Consider the following 22,387-nt stretch of genomic DNA (forward strand, 5'->3'; position numbering starts at 1 on the left):
GTGGGGAAACACCCGGTTACATTCCGAACCCGGAAGTTAAGCCTACCAGCGCCGATGGTACTGCACCGGGGACGGTGTGGGAGAGTAGGACGCCGCCGGACAATCTTTTTGAGGGGGGTCATCCCGTACGGGATGACCCCCCTTTTTTTTGTGCCCAAATACCGGCCGTCACGGTGTGTCCGGTGTGACCGCGGCCTTCAGCAGAGGTTCGACGCGGTAGGGGATCTGGGTCGACAGGGCGATCGTCGTGTCCGACCGCCGGACGGCCGGGGAGGCCAGGATCCGGGCGATGATCTCCTGTAGGTGCGGTGTGCTGTGGGCGACCACCCGGCACAGCAGATCGGCCTGCCCGCTCGTGCCGTACACCTCCAGGATCTCCGGGATCTCGGCCAGCGTGTGCACCGCCTCCGTCAGCCGGCCCTGCGCGATCTGCAGGGAGGCGAAGGCGAGGATGGGATAACCGATCTCCTCGGTCGCGATGGCGGGGCCGAAGTCCGTGATCACTCCACGCGCGGTCAGCTTCTCCACGCGTGCCTGCACGGTGCCCCGGGCCACCCCGAGAAGGCGCGCCAGTTCGGTGAGCCCGATACGGGGATGAGCCCGCATGGTGGTCAGCAGCCGGCTGTCGAGCGCGTCGAGCATGCGCCGAGGGTACGCCCGGAGTGGGCGATTCGACCAGTGTGGCGGCGCGGGAACGATCATTTTTGGGCGATTCGCCCACTACAACTGGTCACTCTTGCCACTGCAAGGGTGACTTGCTGTCATATAGAAGTATGTTCGAGGAAGCGCAGTATTTCGCTCCGGTGGCGACGAAGGATGACGGTTCCGTCGTCGTCGAGCTGGCCACCAGCCACCCGGGGTTCGCGGACCAGGTCTACCGGGAACGGCGCAACGCGATCGCGGCGCTGGCGCTCGGCCACACTCCCGGCGACCCGATTCCCGTCGCCGAGTACACCGACGAGGAGCACCACGTATGGGCGCTCGTCACCAAGGAACTGGCGGTCAAGCACCACAAGTACGCGGTGCGCGAGTTCCTCCGCGCGGCGGAGCGGCTCGGGCTGCCCGAGCACCGCATCCCGCAGCTTCAGGAGGTCAGCGACCTCCTGCATCCGCTCACCGGATTCCGCTACCTGCCCGCCGCCGGGCTGGTGCCGCTCCGTGAGTTCTACGGAGTGCTGGCCGACGGCCTGTTCCACTCCACGCAGTACATCCGGCACCACTCGGTGCCCTTCTACACGCCGGAACCGGACGTCATCCACGAGGTGATCGGCCACGGCAACACCCTCGCCTCGCCCCGGTTCGCGGAGCTGTACCGGGCCGCCGGGCGGGCGGCGCGGCGGATGGAGACCACCGAGGCGCTGGAGTTCGTCTCCAAGGTGTTCTGGTTCACGCTGGAGTTCGGCGTCATGCGGGAGGACGGCGAGCTCAGGGCGTACGGCGCGGGGCTGCTGAGCTCGTACGGCGAGATCGAGGAGTTCCGCGGGATGGACATCCGGCCGCTCGACCTCGCCGCGATGGGCACCACAAAGTACGACATCACCAAGTATCAGGAGGTGCTCTTCGAGGCGGCCTCGTTCGACCACCTCGAAGACACCGTCGGGGCGTTCTGGGACACCTGCGACGACGACGCCGTCACCCGCCTCCTGGCCGGGCACCGGCCGTAAGGGCTCGTCCCACGCTCAGGGCGCGCCGACGATCAGCAGGGCGTCGCCGACTCCCCGCTCCACGCCGTCGGACGGGTGGTTGACGACCTTCTTGCCGATGACCATGGCGCTCGACCCGCCGCCGTCCAGGTTGATCGCGTCGCGCGCCCCGAGCCAGCGCATGAGCTCGGCCGCCTCGAAGAACGACGCGCCGATCGTGCCGCCGGGATCGCGGCCGTCCACGACCGCGATGACGAGCTTGCCGTTGCGGGTCACGCCGGCGAGCGTCCGGGGGTGACGGCGCAGGATCATGTTGGTGTTGGCCATGCCGTCCCGGCCGGGGGTGATCGTCGTCCTGCCCCCGCGGACCAGGCCCACCGCGCCGCCGATGATGTTCGTCTCCGGCGTCAGCGGGACGGCCTTCTTCGTCCGCAGGTCGGTGACCCGGGTCGAGACCTTGATCGTCGTCTCCTCGGTCACGTGCTCCGACAGCCAGTCGGCGCCCGCTCCGACGCCGTGCAGGACCCGCATGCCACGGGTGACCTTGCCGCCGGCGTCGCGGATGGCCAGCACCTTGCCCGTCGCGTCGAGGACCGCTTCGATCCCGTCGTCCTTCGGGGTCTCCCGCCCGAGTTCCTCGGTGTAGAGGACGACCTCGTCCGGCTGCGGAACCCGGTTGAGGCCGGTCACCTGGACGGTCGCCCCGTCGGCCGCGCGGGCGACCACGGAGGAGGACAACTCGGTGACCCGGGCCGTACGGCCCTTCAGGACCAGGCCGACGCGGCCGGGGACCGCCTCGCTGAGCAGTTTGCCGCCCACGACCGAGATGCCGGTGGGGTCGCCCCGGAAGGCGGGGAGCGTGTGGATGTCGAAGAATCCGCCGTTCACCGCCGCCACAGCCTTGGCGGCAGTGGCCATCGCCGAGACCTTCTCCCGTTTCGCGACGCTCGTGCCCACCGAGGACCGGTAGGAGCCGCGGAAGGTGCGGGGATCGACCATGATGACCCGCACGCTCCAGGGGCCGGTCGTGACGAAGCCGTCGTCGCCCTGGAAGTCCACCTTCGTGTTCACGCCGGCGTCCTTGAGCTGCTTGACGACCTTGGCGGCCTCGGCCTTCTGGCTGAGCGGCCAGCCGCCGACGCGGACCATGTAGTAGTCGCCGGCGGGGAAGTCGGCCACCGCGGGCCGGGTGAACTTCACCACGGTGGGGGTGAAGCCGGCCGCCTGCACGGCCTCGGCCTGGGCCTGCGCGTTGGACTCGGACATGAAGTCCTTGCCCGCCACGACGACGCTGACCGTGTACCCGTCCTTCGTGCTGCCGTGCCGGAGCGTGAAGTAGCTGATGCCGGGCCCGAGGCTCTTCGCCGCCGACTTCGGTATCCCGGGCGCGCCGAGGGGGAAGCTCGTCGTCGGCAGACCGGCGACGGGTTCGGCGGCTGCCGGGGCCGGAGGGATGGTCGTCGTCAGGGCCAGTACTGCGGCCCCGGCGATCAGGCGGCGTCTCATGCGGTTTACTCCCCATTGGTGATCCTTACGGGACCATCGTGGCGAGGCTGACGCCCGATGTGGAGGCGAACGCGCCAAAGGGCATCAAATTGCGACGTGAAGCCGCCGGAACTCTCCGAAAGAATCGGGCTAAAGGAACATTAGGCCCGAAATGCCACGAAGGTGTCCGCCTGCGTCACGCGGGACCTCGGGAGGCGCGGGTGTCCATCTCCCGGGCCCGCTGGACGAACTCCTGCGCGGAGCGGGCCTCGATGTGGACGAGCAGCCCGTCGGGCCGCCGGAACATGCCCCAGTAGTGCGTGGTGGCCTGGCCCCACCAGATGGTCCAGCCGGGGAAACGCGCGGACAGGGCCCGTACCACCACGGCCGGGCTGATTCGGGGTTCGTTCATCGTGGGCACGCTTCGAGATAAGCACGATTCGCTGCGTGATCGCGAGTGCGCGAACAGTAGCGGATGCGAAGTCTTACACGCGGGACGACATACCTACGCTTCGGTTGTGGCATCTCCACGGGCAGTTGTCCACCGCGGGCCGGTGCGGCCGGATCGCGCTCAGCCGCCTTCGCGGCGGAAGGTCTCCAGGGCCAGCAGCGCGACGTGCAGCGACAGGCACGACTCGACGTCGTCGAGGTCGGTGTCGAGGACGCGCTCCAGCCGCCGCAGCCGGTCGTAGAAGGCGGGGCGGGACAGGTGGGCCCGCTGCGCGGCCACCGCCTTGTTGCGGCCCGAGTCGAGGTAGACGCGCAGGATCCTGGTCAGGTCGCCGTGCCGCTGCGCGTCGTGGGCGAGCAGGGCGCCGAGTTCGCGTTCGGCGAAGGTCTGGAGCCGCGCGTCGTCCCGCAGCAGGTGCAGCAGCCCGCGCAGCCGCAGATCGGGCAGGCGGTAGAACGGCCGCCCGTCGGGCTGGCGCACCGCGACCTCGGCGACCTGCTCGGCCTCCAGGAAGCTGCGCCGTACGTCCTTGATCGATTCCACGACGGAGCCGGCCGCGAGCACGAACGGGGTGACGAACCCGGCCCGCAGGCGCTCGGCCAGCGCGCCGAGCGCCGTCTCGGCGGCCGTACGGGGCGGCAGCGGCAGCAGCACCCCCACGCTGCTCTGGTCGAGCGCCCCCACCAGCGCGGGCAGCCTGGCCTCGCGGCAGGCGGCGGCGCCGGCCTCGGCCAGCTCGCCGAGCCTCGCCTGCTCACCCAGCGCGGTGCCGGCCGGGACCGTGCCGACAGGCACCGCGCTGACCGGGGCCGGGCCGGCCGGGGAGGCCAGGCGGATGACGGCGCTCACCAGCCGGCGGCCGGTGAGCGGGACGCCGACGGCGCGGGCCCGCGCGGCGGCCTCGTCGGGGTCGGCGTAGGCGTGGGTGAGGATGCCGGTGAGTATCGTGCCGTGCGCCTGCCGCTCCAGGGACTCCTGGTGCCGCTCCAGCAGGCGGCTGAGCGCGAGGGTGGTCGCGGCACGTTCGGCCAGCACGATGTCGCGGGGGCCGGGCGGGCCGTCGCACAGCAGGATGAGCCGTCCCCAGTCCTGGCCCCGGGCCCCGACCATCGTCACCAGCCATCCGGCGGCGGCGTCGTAGGCGGTCCGCTCGGACGGCATGACCGCGCGCGACCTGGCCTCCCAGTTGGCCAGCACGGTGCCTGTGTCGCCTCCGGCGGCGTCGCAGGCCAGCACCTGGTGGGCGAGGTTCTCCAGTAACGCCGGTCGGCCGGAGAACCGGACGACCTGGTTCAGCACCTTCCCCGGGGAGGCGCCCTCGACCGACAGCTCGGTGAAGACCTCGTGCAGCTGCTCCGAGGCCCGTAGCTCCTGGAGCTGGTCGTCGATGATCCGCGCGTGGACCGACTCGGTGATCTGTACGAAGGGCGTCTCGCGGGCCAGCGTGACGAGCGGCAGCCCGTGCTCCTCCGCGGCCCTGACCACCGCCCCCGGCAGTTCGCGGACGAACCGGCGGCCGAGTTCCACGATCAGGCCGGAGGCGCCCACCTCGGCCAGTTCGCCGACGTAGTCGGCCAGACTGCCGGGTTCTTCCGGCAGCGCCACCCCGGTCGTGAGGACGAGTTCGCCGCCGCGCAGCAGATGCGCGATGTCGTGGACCTCGCCGACGTGCACCCAGCGGACCCGGGTGTCGAGCCGGTCGCCACCCGCCACCACCCGGGGTTTGCCGCGCCGCACCGTGTCCAGGGCGAGCACGTCGGCGACCGTGGGGAGCATGGTCCGAGGCTACCTGATCATTATGTAAGGATGACCCGCCCGAACGTGACAGTATGCGGGCCCGGTGTCAGGAGCCGCCCGTCCTGTGCCTGTCCAGCCCGTCGAGCAGAGCGGTCAGCCCGAACTCGAAGGCGAGCCGGCGGGCGACGAGGGGGTCGTAGTCCATGTCGCTGTAGGCGTTGAAGCGCTCCCGCAGGTTGGGCCGGTCGGCCACGGCCTTCATCAGGACCGGCTCGACCGCGGCCTGCAGGTTCGCGACGCTCTGACCGGAGTTCTCCAGCGTGCCGAGGAAGGCGACCTCGGGAATCGTGGCGCCGAGCGTGTACGACACGACGGCCGTGCAGGCGTAGTCCACGTCGACGCCCTGGAAGCCCGCGCGGACGAACGCGCCCATCAGCCGGTCGGCGGCGGTGAGCGCGTTCGGCCCGAGCGCGGGGACCACCCCGATCAGGCCCGCGCTCCAGGGGTGGGCGAAGACCGCCCCCCGCATGCCGTACGCGAAGACTCTCGTGGTCTCCCGCCAGTCCGCGTCCTCCGGCAGCACCACGGCGGCGTAGACCTCGTCCATGACCAGCTCGATCAGTTCGTCCTTGGTCGCCACGTGCCAGTAGAGGCTGGTCGCCCCCGCGCCCAGGCGGGCCCCCAGTTTGCGCATGCTGAGCGCGTCGAGGCCCTCGGCGTCGAGCAGTTCCACGGCCGCGCGGACGATCTGGTCGCGGCTGAGGCCCTGCTCGCGCGTTCCCCTGCGCTCGCGGGTCCAGACGGAGGAGAACGGCTTCGGTGGCACGGCCCCACGATATTCTCTCGCACAGTGTTCGACACCGTCGTACAGTGTGCGAAATAACTCGCACACTGTACGAGGAGACATACATGTCCCATCCCCGCCGATGGTGGATCCTCGGGGTCCTGTGCCTGAGCCTGCTGACTCTGGTCGTGGACAACACCGTGCTCAACCTCGCGATCCCGTCGCTCATGCGCGATCTCGGCGCCTCCCCGCAGGACGTGCAGTGGATCATCGACGCGTACGTCCTGGTCTTCGCCGGGCTGCTGCTCACCGCGGGCAGCCTGTCCGACCGGTACGGCAGGCGGCGGATGCTCGTGATCGGCCTGGCGTTCTTCGGCGGAGCCTCGCTGGCCGCCACCCTGGCCACCGAGCCCTGGCAGCTCGTCGGGGCCCGCGCCCTCATGGGCGTCGGCGGCTCCTGCGTCATGCCGTCCACCCTGTCGATCCTGATCACCGTCTTCGACGAGAGCGAGCGGCGCAAGGCCATCGCGGTGTGGAGTTCGGTCGCCATGGTGGGCGTCGTCGCCGGTCCCACGCTCGGCGGGTTCCTGCTCCGGCACTACTACTGGGGATCGGTCTTCCTGCTCAACGTGCCGATCGCGATCCTGGCGATCGTCGCCGCCGTCACGCTCATGCCCGAGACGTACGGCGTCGCGCGGCGGGCGGACCCGCTCGGCGTGATCCTGTCCGTCGCGGGGATGGGCGGCCTGGTCTGGGCCGTCATCTCGGCGCCGGGAGGCCGACTCAACCCGGTGGTCGTCGTGGTCTCGGCGCTCGCCCTGGCGGCGTTCGTGCTGTGGGAGCGCCGCAACCCGCACCCGATGCTGCCGCTCGGCCTGTTCCGCGACCGCTCGTTCAGCGGCGCGTGCTTCTCCGTCGTGCTGCTGTCGTTCGGGGCGGGGGCGCTGATGCTGGCCCTCACGCAGTATCTGCAGTTCGTCCTCGGCTACGACCCGCTGACCGCCGGGTTCGCGCTGCTGCCGTACGTCGTGGCCGCGGCGCTCTTCAACGGCCTGGGCGCGGCGCTCGGCAAGAAGGTGAGCAACCGGACGCTGATCGTCGCGGGCCTTGTCGTGATGGCCGCCGGGTTCGCGCTGCTGTCCACGCTCACCGACGGGTACGGCACGATGATCGCCGGTCTGCTGGTCATGGGGGTCGGCGGAGGACTGGCCGGCCCGGCGGCGTACGCCACGCTGATGGGCGCGGTGCCCCCCGACCACGCCGGGGTGGGCTCGGCGCTCAACGACACGGTGCAGCAGGTCGGCATGGCGCTGAGTGTGGCGGTGCTCGGCAGCGTGCTCGCCGCGGCCTACACCTCGGCCATGCCGGCATCGGCTCCGGCGGCGGCGCGCGAGTCGATCGGCGCCGCGGTGACCCTGGGCGATCCGTCGGTGGCCGCCGCCGGACGTGCGGCGTTCGTGTCGGCGATGTCCGCGGGATCGTGGGTCGGGGCGGGCTGCTCGCTCGCGGCGGCCCTGGTCGCGCTGCTGGTCCTGCGCCGGAAGGCCACCGCTCCCGCCGTCGGCGTGGAATCGGCGACGGCAGGCACTGTGTAAGCGGATTTCGGATTGTCCCGACAGGCTGACGGGTGAGCCTCCGTCCGTCAGCCGGGATACTCAGTACATGTCGGATCTTCTCGCGCGCCATCGCGCGGTCATGCCCAGCTGGATGGCCCTCTACTACAACGAGCCCATCGAGATCGTCGGCGGCAAGGGGAACCGGGTCGTCGACGCGGACGGGAAGAGCTACCTCGACTTCTTCGCCGGGATCCTGACCAACATGATCGGGTACGACGTGCCCGAGGTGCGGGAGGCCGTCGAGCGTCAGCTCGCCACCGGCGTCGTCCACACCTCGACGCTGTACCTCCTCCGGACCCAGGTCGAGCTGGCCGAGAAGATCGCCCGCCTGTCGGGCATCCCGGACGCCAAGGTCTTCTTCACCAACTCCGGCACCGAGGCCAACGAGACGGCCCTGCTGCTGGCCACCTACGCCCGCGGCTCCGACCAGGTGCTCGCGATGCGGCAGAGCTACCACGGCCGGTCGTTCGGCGCGATCAGCGTCACCTCCAACCGCGCCTGGAAGAACAACTCGCTGTCGCCGCTCAACGTGCACTTCCTGCACGGCGCCGACCGCCACCTCACGCAGTTCCGCGGCATGTCGGACGCCGACTACATCGCCGCCTGCGTGGACGACCTGCGCCACGTGCTCGCCACCGCCGTCGCCGGGAACGTCGCCGCGCTGATCGCCGAGCCCGTCCAGGGCGTGGGCGGCTTCACCGCGGCCCCCGACGGGCTGTTCGCCGCGTACAAGGAGGTCCTCGACGAGGAGGGCATCCTGTTCGTCAGCGACGAGGTGCAGACCGGCTGGGGCCGTACGGGCTCGGCGTTCTTCGGCATCCAGAACCACGGCGTGACGCCGGACATGATGACCTTCGCCAAGGGGCTCGGCAACGGCTTCGCGGTCGGCGGCGTCGTCGCGCGCGGCGACCTCATGGACGGCCTGCCCGCCATCGGGGTGTCGACCTTCGGCGGCAACCCGATCTCGATGGCGGCGGCCAACGCGACGCTCGACTACGTGCTCGACCACGATCTGCAGGCCAACGCGGCGCGCACCGGCGACATCCTGATCTCCGGGCTGCGCGAGGCGGCCGGGCGGCTGGCCGTCGTGGGCGACATCCGGGGCCGCGGCCTGATGTTCGCCGTCGACCTGGTCGACCCCGCCACCGGAGCGCCGGCCCCCGCGCTGGCCGCCCGCTTCATGGAGGAGACCAAGAAGCTCGGCCTGCTCGCCGGCAAGGGCGGCCTGTACGGGAGCACGCTGCGCATGGCCCCGCCGCTCACCCTCACCGAGGACGAGGCCCGCGAGGGCCTGGGCATCCTCGTCACCGCTCTGGAGACCGTCGACGATGAAGCACGTTAACCACTGGATCGGGGGCGTCCTCACCGGCGAGGGCGCCCGTACGGCCCAGCTGTTCGACCCGGCGACGGGTGAGGTGAGCGGCCGGGTGTCGCTCGCCTCGGCCGAGGAGGTCGACGCGGCCGTGGACGCGGCCGCGCGGGCCTTCCCGGCCTGGCGGGACGCCTCGCTGGTCAAGCGCACGCAGGTGCTGTTCCGGTTCCGCGAGCTGATGGACGCGCACCGCGACGAACTGGCCACGCTGATCACCGCCGAGCACGGCAAGGTCCACTCCGACGCGCTGGGCGAGGTGGCCCGCGGCCTGGAGGTCGTGGAGTTCGCCTGCGGCATTCCCCACCTCCTCAAGGGCGGCTACTCGGAGAACGTCTCGACCCGCGTCGACTCCTACTCGATCCGCCAGCCGCTCGGGGTGGTCGCGGGCATCACTCCGTTCAACTTCCCCGCGATGGTGCCGATGTGGATGTTCCCGGTGGCCATCGCCTGCGGGAACACGTTCGTGCTCAAGCCCTCGGAGCGCGACCCCTCGGCGTCGCTGCTCATCGCCGACCTCTGGCGGCGGGCGGGGCTGCCGGACGGCGTGTTCAACGTCGTCCAGGGCGACAAGGTCGCGGTCGACCGGCTGCTGGAGCACCCGGCCGTACGGGCGGTGTCGTTCGTCGGCTCCACACCGATCGCCAGGTACGTGTACGAGACCGGGACGGCCCACGGCAAGCGGGTGCAGGCCCTCGGTGGCGCCAAGAACCACATGCTCGTGCTGCCCGACGCCGATCTCGACCTGGTCGCCGACTCGGCCGTCTCGGCGGGTTTCGGCTCGGCGGGGGAGCGGTGCATGGCGATCTCCGTGGTGCTCGCCGTCGACCCGGTCGGCGACGCCCTGGTAGAGAAGATCGTGTCGCGGGTGCGTGACCTGACCGTCGGCCCGGGCACCGACCCCGAGTCGCAGATGGGCCCGCTGGTCACCGCGGCGCACCGCGACAAGGTGGAGTCGTACCTCGACCTCGGCGTCGAGGAGGGGGCCAAGCTCGTGGTCGACGGCCGGGAGACCCCGGTGCGCGGGGACCGGGGGAACGGCTTCTGGCTTGGTCCCACCGTGCTCGACCACGTGCCGCCGAACTCCCGCGTGCACCGCGAGGAGATCTTCGGTCCGGTGCTGTCGATCGTGCGGGTCCGCTCGTACGAGGAGGGCCTGGAGCTGATCAACACCGGCGAGTACGGCAACGGCACGGCCATCTTCACCAACGACGGCGGCGCGGCCCGGCGCTTTCAGAACGAGGTGGAGGTCGGCATGGTCGGCATCAACGTGCCGATCCCGGTGCCGATGGCGTTCTACAGCTTCGGCGGCTGGAAGGCCTCGCTGTTCGGCGACACGCACGTGCACGGCACCGAGGGGGTCCACTTCTACACCCGAGGCAAGGTCGTCACCTCCCGGTGGCTCGACCCCTCCCACGGCGGGGTGAACCTCGGATTCCCCACCAACGCCTGAGATCCGCACGGTAGCGGCCACGCGGGGTGAGCGGGCCGTCCCGGGGGGCCGGGCCAGTAGGCTCGGGACGTCCGTCTCTTCCCTGGGGGTCGTGCGTGCGCCGTACACACGTGGCCGTGGCGGTGGTGTCCGCCGGGCTGCTCACCGCCTGCGGCAGCCGTTCCGCGCCGGGGACGGAGACGGTCACGCCGGGGGCCTCCGCGGCGGCCGCGTCGGCGACGGCCTCCAGCGGCCCCGGCACGTCCGCACCGGCCGCCACGCCCACGCCCACACCCGCGGCCTCGCTCGGGCCGGGCGAGGGAACGGTCAGCGTGGTCGCGCTCGACGGGTACGCCGAGTGGGGCGGCGTCGATCCCAAGGTGAAGTGGATCGGCACGTTCGAGAAGGAGACGGGCTGCAAGGTCAGCCTCCGGATCTACGACCCCCGCCAGGAGGAGAAGCCGGGCGACTTCGCGCCGGCGTCCTTCGACGTGGTCTCCGCGACGCCGGAGGTGGGCGGCAGGCTGATGGCGGAGGGTAAGGCCGCCCCGCTCAACACCGCCCTGCTCGCGGGCTACGACAAGATCCCCAAGCGGCTGCGCACGCTGCCGTCGGTGACCCGTGGCGAGCAGGTGTACGGCGTGCCGTACGTCTGGGCGACCAACGAGGTCCTCTACGACTCCGGCAAGGTCCGCTCGGCCGGACCGGAGTCGTTGTTCGAGGACAAGGGGCCGGTGATGTTCCGCGACCGCCCGCTGTCGCTGGCGGACGCCGCGCTGGTGCTCAAGGAGCGCGGCGCCGACATCGAGGACCCGTTCGACCTCACCGACGAGCAGCTCGACGCCGCCGCCGAGCTGTTCCGCTCGGGCGACGAGGGCGGCCGTCTCTTCTGGCGCGACCCCATCGAGGTCGTCCAGGCCTTCGCGACCGGGTCCGTACGGCTCGCGCAGGCCACGCCGTACCACGCGGACGTGCTCAGTCACGGGCGCAAGCCCGTCAAGGTGGCGGGGGACCGGCCGGTGACCGGCTGGGCCGACGCCTGGATGCTGTCGGCGGACGCCCCCCACCCGTCGTGCGCGTACAAGTGGCTCGACTTCACCGCCTCGGCCGACGTGCAGCGGAAGGTGTCGGCCTGGATGGGCCTCGCCCCGGCCAATCCCGAGGCGTGCACCGGCGCGGCCCGCCGGATCTGCGCCGACTACGAGGCCGGAGAGCCCAGGGCGTTCAAGGACGTCTACTTCGCCGTGCGCCCGGAGGCGTACGACAAGTGGGTGGAGCGCTGGTCACGCATCGCGCCGTGACCCCTCGCGTACGCGGAGGGCTTTGAGGCCCCGATTTTGTCGGTGGCGGCGGAAAGAATCGGCGTGTGGATGTCGGGGGCGCGAGCTCCGCTCCGGCTCCTCAGTGAGTGCCGCCCATGGCGGTCCCACCGAGACGAAGAAGGACACGACGATGACGCTCGCATATGCTCCCTCTCTCACCGGCGAGATCGTGCTGCCCGGTGACGACGCGTACGAGACCCTCCGCCGGACCTCCGGCGGCACCGGCAGCCCCGCGTACATCGTGCGCTGCCGCGACGCGGAGGAGGTCGCGCAGGCCGTGCGGTTCGCGACGGAGGAGGGCCTGACGCTGTCGGTGCGCAGCGGCGGGCACCACGGCGCGGGGTTCGGCACCAACGACGGCGGGCTGGTCATCGACCTTGGGCTCATCGACGGTGTCGAGGTGTTCGGCGGCCTGGACGACATCGTGCGGATCGGCGCCGGTGCGCGCTGGGGCGAGGTGGCCCGCGCGCTCGCGCCGTACGGCCTGGCCGTCTCCTCGGGAGACACCGCGGCGGTGGGGGTCGGCGGGCTGATGCTCGGCGGCGGCATCGGCTGGATGGTGCGCAAGCACGGCCTGGCCCTGGACCATCTCGTCGCCGCGGAAGTGGTGACCGCCGACGGCCGGATCGTCCGGGCGAGCGCGACGGAGCACCCCGACCTGTTCTGGGCGATCCGCGGCGGCGGCGGCAACTTCGGCGTGGTGACCACGTTCGAGGTCGCCGCCACGCGGGAGCGGGAGGTGACCTTCGCCCGGATCGTCTATCCGGCGAGCCAGGCGGCCCGGGTGCTCAAGGGCTGGCGCGACGTCATGCGGTCGGCGGGCGACGAGCTCACGTCCACCGCGCACCTGTCTCCCGCGTCCGGCGACGACGCCCCGCCCACGGTCGTGATCACCGCCTGCCAGGCCGGCGGCGACCACGACGCCGTGGAGCCTCTCACCAGGCTCGGCGACGCCCTCAGCGTGGACGTCGCGGTTCAGCCGTACGCGGACCTGCTGGTGGAGACCCCGCCGGGGCCGCGACCGGCCTGGCACGCGCGGTTGCGCAACCGGTTCGCCCGGTCCTGCACCGACGAGCTGATCGACACGCTCGTGTCGCACGTGGGCGGCATCCCGATGACGGTGGTGGAGTTGCGGGCCCTCGGCGGGGCGATGGGCCGCGTGCCGGCGGGGGCCACCGCCTTCGCCCACCGGGACGCCGAGGTCCTGCTGACCACGGTCGTGCTGGGCGGCCAGGCGGAGCACGCGCCGGTCCGGGAGAACCTCGAAGCCCTGTGGCGCGGGCTGGCTCCCCACACCGGCGGGGCGTACGGCAACTTCCTGAGCGAGCCGTCGAAGGACGACGTGGCCGCCGTCTACCCGGCCCGCACCCGCGAGCGGCTCGCGGCCGTCAAGCGCCTCTACGACCCCGCGAACCTGTTCGACCAGAACATCAACGTCGGTCCGGAAGGGAGCCGCTGACCCGCGCGATGGTCAGGACATGGCCGCCCGGGAGCGGCGGGGCAGCGGCACCTTGCCCTCGGGCGCGGGCAGCAGGGCCTCGGCGCAGTCGTCGCAGGCGTGTACGGGGGCGTTGTCGGGCAGCATCCCGACCTTGACCCGGGGGCGGGGCCACTTCTTGTGGCAGACGACACAGGCGTCGCCGTCGCGCTGCGTGGTGGTCAGACCGGCAGGGTCGAACGTCAGCATGAGCCGCTCGGCGCCGTTCGGGTTCCAGCTCATCAAAGTCCCCCCTCGATCGCCTATCGGAACCGTTATAACGCGGTTACCCTTCGTGATCGGCGCGAGTCGGGCCAAGTGATGGTTAAATCCCGGCATAACGCAAGCCGTACGACAACAAAAGGGACACCCTGGAGGATAACGGGTGCCCCTTTTGATCCGTTTGAAACGGCTAGTCGATGTTGAGCGCCTTCTCCAGGATGGAGAGGCCCTCCTCCAGCAGGTGGTCGGGGATGACCAGCGGCGGCAGGAAACGCAGCACGTTGCCGTAGGTCCCTGCGGTGAGCGCGAGAAGTCCCTGCTCGTGACACTTGCGCGCGATCTCGCCGGCCGGGTAGGGCTCCTTGGTCCCGGGGACCACGAGTTCGATCGCGATCATCGCGCCGCGCCCGCGCACGTCGCCGATGACGGGGTTGCGCTCCTGCATGGCCCGGAGACGGGGAAGCATGACCTCGCCGATGTGCCGGGCCCGCTCGACGAGCTTCTCCTCCTCGATGGTCTCCAGCACGCCCAGGGCCGCCTCACAGGCGAGGGGGTTGCCGCCGTACGTGCCGCCGAGCCCGCCGGTGTGGACGTGGTCGAGCAGGTCGGCCCTGCCGGTCACGGCCGCCAGCGGGAGGCCGCCGGCGATGCCCTTGGCGGTGCAGATGATGTCCGGGACGATGCCCTCGTCCTCGCAGGCGAACAGGTGGCCGGTCCGGGCGAAGCCCGTCTGGACCTCGTCGGCGATGAAGACGATGCCGTTGGCCCGGCAGTACTCCACGATCTTCGGCAGGAACCCGCGGGCCGGCTCGATGAACCCGCCCTCGCCCGCGATCGGCTCGATGAGCACCGCCGCGACGTTCTCCGCGCCGACCTGCTTGTTGATCATGTCGATCGCCTGCGCCGCGGCCTCCTCGGCGCAGTTCTCCGGCCCGGTGGGCCAGCGGAACGGGTAGGCGAGCGGCACCCGGTACACCTCAGGCGCGAACGGGCCGAATCCGTGCTTGTACGGCATGCTCTTGGCCGTCAGCGACATCGTGAGCAGCGTGCGGCCGTGGTAGCCGTGGTCGAACACGACGACCGCCTGCCTGCCGGTGGCGTGCCGGGCGACCTTGACCGCGTTCTCGACGGCCTCCGCGCCGCTGTTCACCAGGAACGTGCGCTTGTCGTGGTCACCGGGGGTCAGGTCGTTGAGCTTCTCGCAGACCGCCACGTACGACTCGTACGGCGCGACCATGAAGCAGGTGTGGGTGAAGTCGGCGACCTGCTTCCGCACCCGCTCGACCACGCGCGGCGCGGCGTTGCCGACGTTGGTCACGGCGATGCCCGAGCCGAAGTCGATCAGGGAGTTGCCGTCCGCGTCGACGATCACACCGCCGCCCGCGTGGGTCACGAAGACGGGCAGGGTGGTGCCGATGCCCGGAGGCACGGCCGACTGCTTGCGTGCGAACAGTTCGCGGGACCGCGGGCCGGGGATCTCGGTGACGAGGCGGCGCTCCTGGGGGAGCTGCGGGCCGCCGTGCGTGGTCGCAGTGCTCATATCCGAGACGCTACGGCTACCGCCACCACCCGCCGATATGCCGCTATGTCAGAATGTAGGCGCGCTTTTAGCCGGTGCGCACAAGCCGCCGGGGGAGAGGGGGCCGTGGCACCCACACTGCGCCGGGTCACGGCGATAGTACCGCTCCACCTGGAGGTTCTCGCCGGGAGGAACGGGCTCGACCGTCCCGTGCGATGGGTCGCCGTGAGCGAACTGGAGGACCCCACCCCGTTCCTCGAAGGCGGGGAACTCGTGCTCACCACCGGCATGCGCCTGTCCGGCGCCGACGCGGGCCCGTACGTCTCCCGGCTCGTGGCCCGGGGCGTCACGGGGCTGGGGTTCGGCGTGGGGCTGAGCCACGACGTCGTCCCGCCGGGGTTCGTCGAGGCGGCCGAGGCGGCCGGGCTGCCGCTGGTCGAGGTGCCGAGGGACACCCCCTTCATCGCGATCGGCAAGGCCGTCAGCGACCTGCTGGCGGGGGAGCAGTACGAGGAGATCAGCCGCGCCTTCGCCGCGCAGGGCCGGCTGACCCGGGCCGCCCTGCGGCGCCGGGGACCAGTGGCGGTGGTGGACCGGCTGGCCAGGGAGATTGGCGGCTGGGCGCTGCTGCTCGACCCCTCCGGCGCGGTACGGCACGCCGCCGACGCGACCGGCCGCGCAGGACCTGGCGGACAGGGACCCGGCGGACAGGGACCGGGTGGCCGGGGGCCCGGTGGACACGGACCGGGTCAGGACGGCCCGGTGGAGGACTGGGCGCGGGAGACGGCCCGGTCACTGGAGCCCGAGATCGCCCGGCTGCGGAGCGCGCCGTCCCCGGCGAGCCTCGCGCTGGCCACCCCGGACGAGCACGTCGTCGTCCAGCCGCTGGGCCGCCGGGGATTCTTCGCGGTGGGCTCCCCGCGGCCGTTCTCGCCCATCGCGCACACGGTCGTCAACGCGGCCGGGTCCCTGCTGACGCTCGCCCTGGAACAGGGCAGGGAGCAGCGGGCCGCCGCGGCGCAGGTGCGCGCCGCGGTGCTGCGGCTGCTGCTGGCCGGTGAGACCGGCGCCGCGGCGCGGACGCTGGCGGCCCTGGGCATGCGGCTGCCCGCCGAGCCGGTCACGGTCCTGGTCTGCCAGACCTCGGACCCGGACGCGCTGACCGAGGCGCTGAGCGGCGCGGCGCCCGCCTGTTTCACCGCTCCCTGGGAGGGCCTGCTCGTCGTCCCGGCTCCGGACGCGTACGCGGAGGAGGTCATCGCGCTGGCCGCACGCTACGGCCGGGTCGGCGCCGGCGCGCCCGGCGTGGACCTGTCGTCCGGACAAGGCGTGCGGATCGGCCCGGGCGGCGCGGAGGCGGAGGCCGTGGGCGGCGCCGCACCCGCGGCAGGAGGCGGGCCCCGGCTGGATCTCGCCGTCGGGCTGGACCAGGCCCGCCGGGCGCTCGCCTCGGCCTCGCCGGTGGCACGGTTCACCGAACTCGCCGGTCAGGGGCTGCTGTCGCTGCTGGATCCGGACGCCGCGGCGTCGTTCGCCGCCGCGATCCTCGCGCCGCTGCGCGAGTACGGCTCCCGCGCCGACCTCGTCGAGTCGCTGCGTGCCTATCTGGCGAGCAACGGGCACTGGGACGCCGCCGCGCAGCGTCTCGGCGTGCACCGGCACACGCTGCGATACCGCATGAAGCGGGTGAGCGAGTTGCTCGGGCGCGACCTCGACGACCCCGCCGTGCGCGCCGAACTCTGGATCGCGCTCAGCCTGTGACGGCGCGTGTCCGACCGTGGCGGGTCAGGCCTGGGGGCGGGCGATGAACGCGCGGATGGCCGCGGTCGTCACGATCTCGTAGGTCTTGCCGTCCGGCAGGTGCCCGGCACGTTCCAGACTGAGCGCGCCCTGCGCCGCGGCCCACAGCGTGTCGGCGACCTTCCGGGGCTGGGTCGGCACGAGGCGGCCGGCGGAGATGCAGTCGGCGATCACCCGGTCGACGATGTTGAGCGCGGCCCTCGCCAGGGTGCGGGCGCGCTCGCTCGGCACGAACCCGGGGATGGCCCGCTCGAACATCAGGCTGTAGTAGCCGGGTTCGGACAGCGCGGCCTCGCGGTAGGCGGGACCCAGCAGGCTGAGGTGCTCCATCGGGTCGGCGCGGTGCGGCACGGCCTCCAGCCTGCGGCGGAACCGTTCGAAGCCCTCCAGGTAGAGCGCCTCGGCCAGGCCTTCCTTGCTGCCGAACATCGTGTAGATCAGCTGGGTGGAGCAGCCGGCCTCGGACGCGATCCTGCGTACGGTGAGGCTCTCCGGGCCCGCGGAGGCGAGCAGGTCGTTGGCGACATCGAGAAGGCGGGTGCGCAACTCGTCGTAATTGCTCCGATGGCCGCGTGCGTAGGCACCCTGAAGACCGAGCGGCGCCGGCGTACCCATCAGCGACGAGCCCTTCTGATTGTGGGGGTCCCGCGACAGACCCGGAAGATGACTTAACCATGCCGCTCGGCTTTCAAACCGCCGAGAAACAGAAAACATCATGAAATCGCCGCGCATCTGTGACATCCCGCCGGGGTTGTCCACGATGGCGCGCCGGAGGACGGCGATTGGCCTGTCCGGAGTAGAGCCGGGTCCCGTCAGCGGTCATAGCGTGAAGACATGGACGTGAGCCGCACTTCCGATCCCCGCCCCTTCTGGCTCGCCGGTCGTCCCGCCACGGGAGACGCCGAGCAGACCGTGACCAACCCGCACGACGGAAGGGTCGTTGGCGTCCATTCGGTCCCGACGCCCGACCAGGTCGAGCAGGCCGTCGCCGCCGCGCACGCGGTGCGCGGACAGGCCGCCGCGCTGCCCATCCACGTACGCGCCGAGGCGCTGGCCCACGTGGCCCGGCGGTTGAGCGAGCGCGCCGAGGAGATCGCCCAGCTGATCAGCGCCGAGAACGGCAAGCCGATCTTCTGGGCCCGGGGCGAGGTCGGCCGGGCCGTCTCCACCTTCCGCTTCGGCGCCGAGGAGGCCCGCCGGTTCAGCGGCGACGTGCAGCGGCTCGACACCGAGCCCGCGGCGCAGGGACGGCTCGCCTACGTCTCCCGGGTGCCGTACGGACCGGTGCTGGCGATCACGCCCTTCAACTTCCCGCTCAACCTGGTGGCGCACAAGGTCGCCCCGGCCATCGCCGTGGGCGCGCCGATCGTGGTCAAGCCCGCCCCCGCGACCCCGCTGTCGGCGCTCGTGCTCGGTGAGATCCTCGCCGAGACCGACCTGCCGGAGGGCGTGTTCTCCGTGCTGCCGGTGCCCAACGACCGGGCCGCCTCGCTGGTGGAGGACCCCCGCCTGCCGGTCGTCTCCTTCACCGGCTCGGGGCCGGTCGGCTACTCCATCCTGGACAGCGTGCCGCGCAAGCACGTCACGCTCGAACTCGGCGGCAACGCCGCCGCGGTCGTGCTCGCCGACGCCGACCTCGACTGGGCGGCGAGCCGGGTGGCGCTGTTCTCCAACTACCAGGCGGGCCAGAGCTGCATCGCGGTGCAGCGCGTGATCGTGGAGGACTCGGTCGCCGACGCCTTCACCGAGAAGCTGGTCGGCGCCGTCGGCGGCCTCGTGACCGGCGACCCGGCCGACGAGAAGACCCAGGTCGGTCCCCTCGTCAGCGAGGACGCCGCGATCCGCGTCGAGAAGTGGGTCGACGAGGCCGTGGCGGCCGGGGCACGCCTGCTGGCGGGCGGCACCCGCGACGGCGCGACCATCGCCCCCACCGTGCTGGCCGACGTCCCCGCCGGCGCGAAGGTCACCTGCGAGGAGGTCTTCGGGCCCGTCATGACCGTGCAGCGGGTGGCCTCCGTCGACGAGGCGTTCGCCCTGGTGAACGACTCCCGGTACGGCCTGCAGGCGGGGGTCTTCACCCGCAGCCTCGACGTCGCCTTCCGGGCCAACCGGGAGCTCGAGGTCGGCGGCGTCGTCATCGGCGACGTGCCGTCGTACCGGGCCGACCAGATGCCGTACGGCGGGGTGAAGGAGTCGGGCGTGGGCCGCGAGGGGCTGCGCTCGGCCATGGAGGACCTCACCTACGAGAAGGTTATGGTGCTCACCGGTCTCACCCTGTAGAACCACGCGTCCGAGGGGCCCGGGGGGACCACCGTCCCCCCGGGCCCCTCGTCGTGGGAGACCCGGCGGCCTCAGAGAAGACTCAGCGCCTTGGCGAGGCCGGGGTCACGGCCCTTGGCCAGGTCGAGGGCCGTCATGGGGGCGTAGTGGTCGACGGGGACACCGACGGTGTCGATGATCTCCCGGGCCGGCCCGAGGTGCCGGACCTTGGGCAGCAGCAGCACACTGCCGTCGTCGAGCAGGTACGGCTCGGACGGGCCGGAGACGACCCCCGCGGTGCGGGTTCCGACGAGGGTGCCCAGGCCGTTGTCCTTCACGGCCCCGCTGAAGTCCTCGCAGGCCGAGGCGCACGCGCGGTCGGTGAGCACGACCAGGCGCAGCCCGAGCAGCGGGACGGAGTCGTCGGTGCGGTTGGCCGTGCAGTCACCCTTCAGCGGGCAGAAGTAGCTGGTCACCCTGCCGTGGGCGAACGCGCCGAGCAGCCGCGTCACCTCGCGCGGCGACCCGCCGCCGTTGCCGCGGAGGTCGAGGACCGCCCCCTTCGGCGTGTTCTTCAACGCGGCGACGACCTGGTCGGCCGCGCCCTGGAAGAACCCGGGCACCTTGACGTAGGTGACGCCGCCGGGGAGCGTCTTCGAGGTCACCGCCCGCTTCTGCTCCTCGACGGGACCCTCCGTGAGCTTCACGGTCCGGACGCGTCCCGTCGTGGGCCGCTTCAGCGTGAGGCGCACGGTGCTGGAGGCGAACGTGTCGACGAGGCTCTGGTTCACCCTGTCCCCGATGAACGCCGGTATGCCGTCGACCTTCTCGATGATGTCGCCGGGCCGGATGCCGGCCCTCTCCGCCGGGCTGCCGGGCAGGACGCGGGTGATGAACAGCGGCGGCCGGGCGGCCGGGTCCAGCCGCCCGCCCTGCGCGGCCGACAGGCCGGCGATGCCGGTCCCCACCGGTCCGTCCTCCGACGGGGGAGTGATCCTCTCCACCCGGGCGTGGTTGTCGTGCAGTCCGGCGACCATGCCGGTGATCGCGGCCGGCAGGGCTCGGGTGTCCCCGGTGCCGAGCACCTCCGCGACGGCGGCCCAGTCGGCGTCGCGGTCCCCGGTCAGGGCGGGCAGGCGGAGGCCCGGCGCGTCCGCCCCCCGCCGGACCAGGTCCTGGGTGTACGCGGCGAGGGCGTCCCGCAGCAGGATCTTCGAGTCCAGCACGGGCCCGCTGTAGTAGTTGTCCAGCACGCACTCGTACGCCTGCCGGAGCGTGTTCACCGTCGTCGGCGACGAGGACGCGGGCGGGGGTCCGGACGGAGTGGCGCAGCGTCCGCCGTCGGCGGCGGTCGCGGGGGACGACCCCGGGGCCAGGGCACAGGCCGTCAGCAGGACGGCGGAGCAGAACGTTCTGATCATGCCGTCAGCGTGGCCGGGAGTGGGTTTCAGGACCGTGAACGAGATCGTTAACGCCGCTGTTACCCCTCCTGCGGTACGAAGACCCCATGCGGGTTCTGGTGGCGGAGGACGAACGCGATCTCGCCGATCTCGTGGCGACGGGGCTGCGCCGCCACGCCATGGCGGTCGACGTGGTCTACGACGGGGCGGGCGCGGCCGAGCGGCTGGCGGTGAGCGACTACGACGTCCTCGTGCTGGACCGCGACCTGCCCGAACTGCACGGCGACCTCGTGTGCCGGGAACTGGTGGCACGTGGGAGCCGCACCCGGATCCTCATGATGACGGCGGCGGCGTCGGTGCCGGACCGGGTCGCGGGCCTCGGCATGGGCGCCGACGACTACCTGCCCAAGCCGTTCGACTTCGCCGAGCTGGTCGCGCGGGTGCGGGCGCTGGGGCGGCGCAGCAGGTCGCAGGTGCCGCCGGTGCTGACGCGGCACGGGATCACGCTCGACACGCACCGCATCCAGGCGTCCCGGGACGGGCGGCACCTGCATCTGTCGCTCAAGGAGTTCGCCGTCCTGGAGACCCTGCTGCGGGCGGAGGGCGCGGTGGTGAGCGCCGAACGGCTGCTGGAGGAGGCGTGGGACGAGAACGTCGATCCGTTCACGACCGTGGTCAGGGTCGTGGTCAGCCGTCTGCGGGCGAAGCTGGGCGACCCGCCCTGCATCCAGACCATCCCCGGCGCCGGCTACGTCTTGTGACGACGGTCCGGGTACGGCTCACGCTGGTCTACTCCGGGCTGTTCCTGTTCACCTCCGTCGTGCTGCTGATCATCGTCAACACGCTGATGCGGCAGGCGCTGGACACGCGGATCGCGCGGTTCCCGCTGCCGCCCGAGCGGCCGCGTCCGGCTCCGGCCCCGCGCCTGGGCGAGCCGGAACCGCCGCCGCCGCTGTCCGAGCTGGTGCGGGACGTCATCCACTACCAGTGGGACGTGAGCGCGCTGACGATCGGGGTCCTGACCCTGGTGTCCGTGGTGGTGGGATGGGTGGTCGCGGGGCGCGTCCTGCGGCCGCTCCACCGGATCACCGCCACCGCGCAGCGGCTGTCGCTGTCCACCCTCCACGAGCGGATCGCCCTCACCGGGCCGAAGGACGAGCTGAAGGAACTGGCCGACACGTTCGACGCCATGCTCGACCGGCTGGAGCGCTCCGTCGAGGGGCAGCGCCGGTTCATCGCGAACGCGTCCCACGAACTGCGCACTCCGCTGGCCGTGCAGCGGACGGCGATCGAGGTCGGCCTGCCCGAGGACGTCGGGGAGATCCGCGCCAAGCTGCTGCTCCACAACCGTCGCATGGAGCACCTCATCGACGCCCTCCTCGCCCTCGCGCAGGCCGGGCACGGCCTGCGCGAGCGGAGCCCGGTGGCGCTCGGCGAGATCGTACGGTTCGCCCTGGCCGACGCGGGCGAGAACGGGCGGGGGCCGGCGGGCGTGACGGTGACCTCGCGGATCGCCCCCTTCGTCCTGCGGGGGGATCCGGTCCTGCTGAACCGGCTGGTGACCAACCTCGTCGACAACGCGCTGCGCTACAACCATTCCGGCGGGGCCGTGGACGTGACCCTCGCCGACGGCGTGCTGACGGTCCGCAACACGGGCCCGGAGGTGCCGAAGGAGCGGTTCCACGATCTCTTCGAGCCGTTCCGCCGGCTGCACACCACCCGGGAGCAGGGCGCGGGGCTGGGGCTGTCGATCGTCGCGTCCATCGCCCGCGCGCACGGAGCCGCCGTACGGGCGCGACCGGGCCCCGCAGGCGGCCTGGAGGTCTCGGTGGCGTTCGCGCGGGACCCCCGCGCAGGGACCTAGCCGCGGG

19 protein-coding genes and 1 rRNA gene are annotated in these 22,387 nt (G+C 71.9%); 11 read left to right on the forward strand and 9 right to left on the reverse strand.

What is annotated here, in order from left to right; genetic code table 11:
- A 5S ribosomal RNA gene (gene rrf / locus HHX37_RS19070) occupies positions 1-101 on the forward strand; the annotation flags it as partial.
- 67 nt (positions 102-168) lie between these two features.
- Here rrf and HHX37_RS19075 read toward each other — a convergent pair.
- The gene (locus tag HHX37_RS19075) at positions 169-642 is read right to left on the reverse strand and encodes an Lrp/AsnC family transcriptional regulator (protein ID WP_182886278.1); all 474 of its coding nucleotides are present in this window, start codon (positions 640-642) and stop codon (positions 169-171) included.
- A gap of 161 nt (positions 643-803) precedes the next feature.
- On the opposite strand from HHX37_RS19075, the gene HHX37_RS19080 reads away from it, so the two are divergent.
- Positions 804-1,664: a phenylalanine 4-monooxygenase gene (locus HHX37_RS19080; protein WP_310740443.1), complete on the forward strand. Its 861-nt coding sequence runs from the start codon at positions 804-806 to the stop codon at positions 1,662-1,664.
- A 15-nt stretch (positions 1,665-1,679) separates the two neighbouring features.
- Here the strand turns inward: HHX37_RS19080 and HHX37_RS19085 are convergent, their stop codons facing one another.
- The 4 genes from HHX37_RS19085 to HHX37_RS19100 all read right to left on the reverse strand — a co-directional run bounded on the left by HHX37_RS19085 (position 1,680) and on the right by HHX37_RS19100 (position 6,142).
- Entirely contained in the window at positions 1,680-3,149 is a 1,470-nt protein-coding gene (locus HHX37_RS19085; RefSeq protein ID WP_182879446.1) for a phosphodiester glycosidase family protein, read from the reverse strand.
- A 175-nt stretch (positions 3,150-3,324) separates the two neighbouring features.
- Positions 3,325-3,540: a hypothetical protein gene (locus HHX37_RS19090; protein WP_182874894.1), complete on the reverse strand. Its 216-nt coding sequence runs from the start codon at positions 3,538-3,540 to the stop codon at positions 3,325-3,327.
- 159 nt (positions 3,541-3,699) lie between these two features.
- Complete coding sequence (locus tag HHX37_RS19095; protein WP_182879445.1) at positions 3,700-5,355, reverse strand: PucR family transcriptional regulator; 1,656 nt, start codon at positions 5,353-5,355, stop codon at positions 3,700-3,702.
- A 67-nt stretch (positions 5,356-5,422) separates the two neighbouring features.
- Complete coding sequence (locus HHX37_RS19100; protein WP_310740444.1) at positions 5,423-6,142, reverse strand: TetR/AcrR family transcriptional regulator C-terminal domain-containing protein; 720 nt, start codon at positions 6,140-6,142, stop codon at positions 5,423-5,425.
- A gap of 83 nt (positions 6,143-6,225) precedes the next feature.
- On the opposite strand from HHX37_RS19100, the gene HHX37_RS19105 reads away from it, so the two are divergent.
- The 5 genes from HHX37_RS19105 to HHX37_RS19125 all read left to right on the forward strand — a co-directional run bounded on the left by HHX37_RS19105 (position 6,226) and on the right by HHX37_RS19125 (position 13,298).
- Entirely contained in the window at positions 6,226-7,695 is a 1,470-nt protein-coding gene (locus HHX37_RS19105) for an MFS transporter (RefSeq protein ID WP_182886281.1), read from the forward strand.
- 67 nt (positions 7,696-7,762) lie between these two features.
- Positions 7,763-9,058 carry an aspartate aminotransferase family protein gene (locus HHX37_RS19110; RefSeq protein WP_182886282.1) on the forward strand — a complete coding sequence of 432 codons (1,296 nt, stop codon included), beginning with the start codon at positions 7,763-7,765 and terminating at the stop codon, positions 9,056-9,058.
- Positions 9,045-10,538 (forward strand): CoA-acylating methylmalonate-semialdehyde dehydrogenase, encoded by a 1,494-nt coding sequence (locus tag HHX37_RS19115; protein ID WP_182886283.1) that lies wholly within the window; start codon positions 9,045-9,047, stop codon positions 10,536-10,538. The genes HHX37_RS19110 and HHX37_RS19115 overlap by 14 nt, the downstream gene beginning before the upstream one ends.
- A gap of 95 nt (positions 10,539-10,633) precedes the next feature.
- Complete coding sequence (locus HHX37_RS19120; protein WP_182886284.1) at positions 10,634-11,818, forward strand: extracellular solute-binding protein; 1,185 nt, start codon at positions 10,634-10,636, stop codon at positions 11,816-11,818.
- 151 nt (positions 11,819-11,969) lie between these two features.
- Complete coding sequence (locus tag HHX37_RS19125; protein ID WP_182886285.1) at positions 11,970-13,298, forward strand: FAD-binding oxidoreductase; 1,329 nt, start codon at positions 11,970-11,972, stop codon at positions 13,296-13,298.
- A 12-nt stretch (positions 13,299-13,310) separates the two neighbouring features.
- Here the strand turns inward: HHX37_RS19125 and HHX37_RS19130 are convergent, their stop codons facing one another.
- Both HHX37_RS19130 and gabT read right to left on the reverse strand, forming a co-directional pair.
- Positions 13,311-13,559, reverse strand: a complete 249-nt coding sequence (locus HHX37_RS19130; RefSeq protein ID WP_111699306.1) for a hypothetical protein — start codon at positions 13,557-13,559, stop codon at positions 13,311-13,313.
- Between the two features lie 169 nt (positions 13,560-13,728).
- A complete protein-coding gene (gene gabT / locus HHX37_RS19135) occupies positions 13,729-15,078 on the reverse strand; it encodes a 4-aminobutyrate--2-oxoglutarate transaminase (RefSeq protein ID WP_182886286.1) in 1,350 nt (449 codons plus the stop codon).
- A 105-nt stretch (positions 15,079-15,183) separates the two neighbouring features.
- On the opposite strand from gabT, the gene HHX37_RS19140 reads away from it, so the two are divergent.
- Entirely contained in the window at positions 15,184-16,818 is a 1,635-nt protein-coding gene (locus HHX37_RS19140) for a PucR family transcriptional regulator (RefSeq protein WP_310740445.1), read from the forward strand.
- A gap of 24 nt (positions 16,819-16,842) precedes the next feature.
- On the opposite strand, the gene HHX37_RS19145 is transcribed toward HHX37_RS19140, so the two are convergent.
- Positions 16,843-17,403 carry a TetR/AcrR family transcriptional regulator gene (locus tag HHX37_RS19145; protein ID WP_259402408.1) on the reverse strand — a complete coding sequence of 187 codons (561 nt, stop codon included), beginning with the start codon at positions 17,401-17,403 and terminating at the stop codon, positions 16,843-16,845.
- A 288-nt stretch (positions 17,404-17,691) separates the two neighbouring features.
- Between HHX37_RS19145 and HHX37_RS19150 the strand changes: the two genes are divergently transcribed.
- Positions 17,692-19,137, forward strand: coding sequence for an aldehyde dehydrogenase family protein (locus HHX37_RS19150; RefSeq protein WP_182886288.1), 1,446 nt, complete (start codon positions 17,692-17,694; stop codon positions 19,135-19,137).
- 71 nt (positions 19,138-19,208) lie between these two features.
- Here the strand turns inward: HHX37_RS19150 and HHX37_RS19155 are convergent, their stop codons facing one another.
- Entirely contained in the window at positions 19,209-20,537 is a 1,329-nt protein-coding gene (locus HHX37_RS19155; RefSeq protein WP_182886289.1) for a S41 family peptidase, read from the reverse strand.
- Between the two features lie 86 nt (positions 20,538-20,623).
- Between HHX37_RS19155 and HHX37_RS19160 the strand changes: the two genes are divergently transcribed.
- Together HHX37_RS19160 and HHX37_RS19165 are read left to right on the forward strand one after the other, a co-directional pair.
- The gene (locus HHX37_RS19160) at positions 20,624-21,277 is read left to right on the forward strand and encodes a response regulator transcription factor (protein WP_182886290.1); all 654 of its coding nucleotides are present in this window, start codon (positions 20,624-20,626) and stop codon (positions 21,275-21,277) included.
- Entirely contained in the window at positions 21,274-22,380 is a 1,107-nt protein-coding gene (locus HHX37_RS19165; RefSeq protein WP_182886291.1) for a sensor histidine kinase, read from the forward strand. Before HHX37_RS19160 ends, HHX37_RS19165 begins: the two co-directional genes overlap by 4 nt.
- Positions 22,381-22,387: the final 7 nt, after the last annotated feature.

The sequence above is a fragment of the Microbispora sp. H10885 genome (assembly GCF_014161415.1).
GTDB lineage: Bacteria > Actinomycetota > Actinomycetes > Streptosporangiales > Streptosporangiaceae > Microbispora > Microbispora triticiradicis.

Bases quoted from the DNA above. Each gene is read 5' to 3' on its own strand.
- HHX37_RS19075 (WP_182886278.1), bottom strand. From the start codon at position 642: ATGCTCGACGCGCTCGACAGCCGGCTGCTGACCACCATGCGGGCTCAT.
- HHX37_RS19085 (WP_182879446.1), bottom strand. From the start codon at position 3,149: ATGAGACGCCGCCTGATCGCCGGGGCCGCAGTACTGGCCCTGACGACG.
- HHX37_RS19090 (WP_182874894.1), bottom strand. From the start codon at position 3,540: ATGAACGAACCCCGAATCAGCCCGGCCGTGGTGGTACGGGCCCTGTCC.
- HHX37_RS19095 (WP_182879445.1), bottom strand. From the start codon at position 5,355: ATGCTCCCCACGGTCGCCGACGTGCTCGCCCTGGACACGGTGCGGCGC.
- HHX37_RS19105 (WP_182886281.1), top strand. From the start codon at position 6,226: ATGTCCCATCCCCGCCGATGGTGGATCCTCGGGGTCCTGTGCCTGAGC.
- HHX37_RS19110 (WP_182886282.1), top strand. From the start codon at position 7,763: ATGTCGGATCTTCTCGCGCGCCATCGCGCGGTCATGCCCAGCTGGATG.
- HHX37_RS19115 (WP_182886283.1), top strand. From the start codon at position 9,045: ATGAAGCACGTTAACCACTGGATCGGGGGCGTCCTCACCGGCGAGGGC.
- HHX37_RS19125 (WP_182886285.1), top strand. From the start codon at position 11,970: ATGACGCTCGCATATGCTCCCTCTCTCACCGGCGAGATCGTGCTGCCC.
- HHX37_RS19130 (WP_111699306.1), bottom strand. From the start codon at position 13,559: ATGAGCTGGAACCCGAACGGCGCCGAGCGGCTCATGCTGACGTTCGAC.
- gabT (WP_182886286.1), bottom strand. From the start codon at position 15,078: ATGAGCACTGCGACCACGCACGGCGGCCCGCAGCTCCCCCAGGAGCGC.
- HHX37_RS19150 (WP_182886288.1), top strand. From the start codon at position 17,692: ATGGACGTGAGCCGCACTTCCGATCCCCGCCCCTTCTGGCTCGCCGGT.
- HHX37_RS19155 (WP_182886289.1), bottom strand. From the start codon at position 20,537: ATGATCAGAACGTTCTGCTCCGCCGTCCTGCTGACGGCCTGTGCCCTG.
- HHX37_RS19160 (WP_182886290.1), top strand. From the start codon at position 20,624: ATGCGGGTTCTGGTGGCGGAGGACGAACGCGATCTCGCCGATCTCGTG.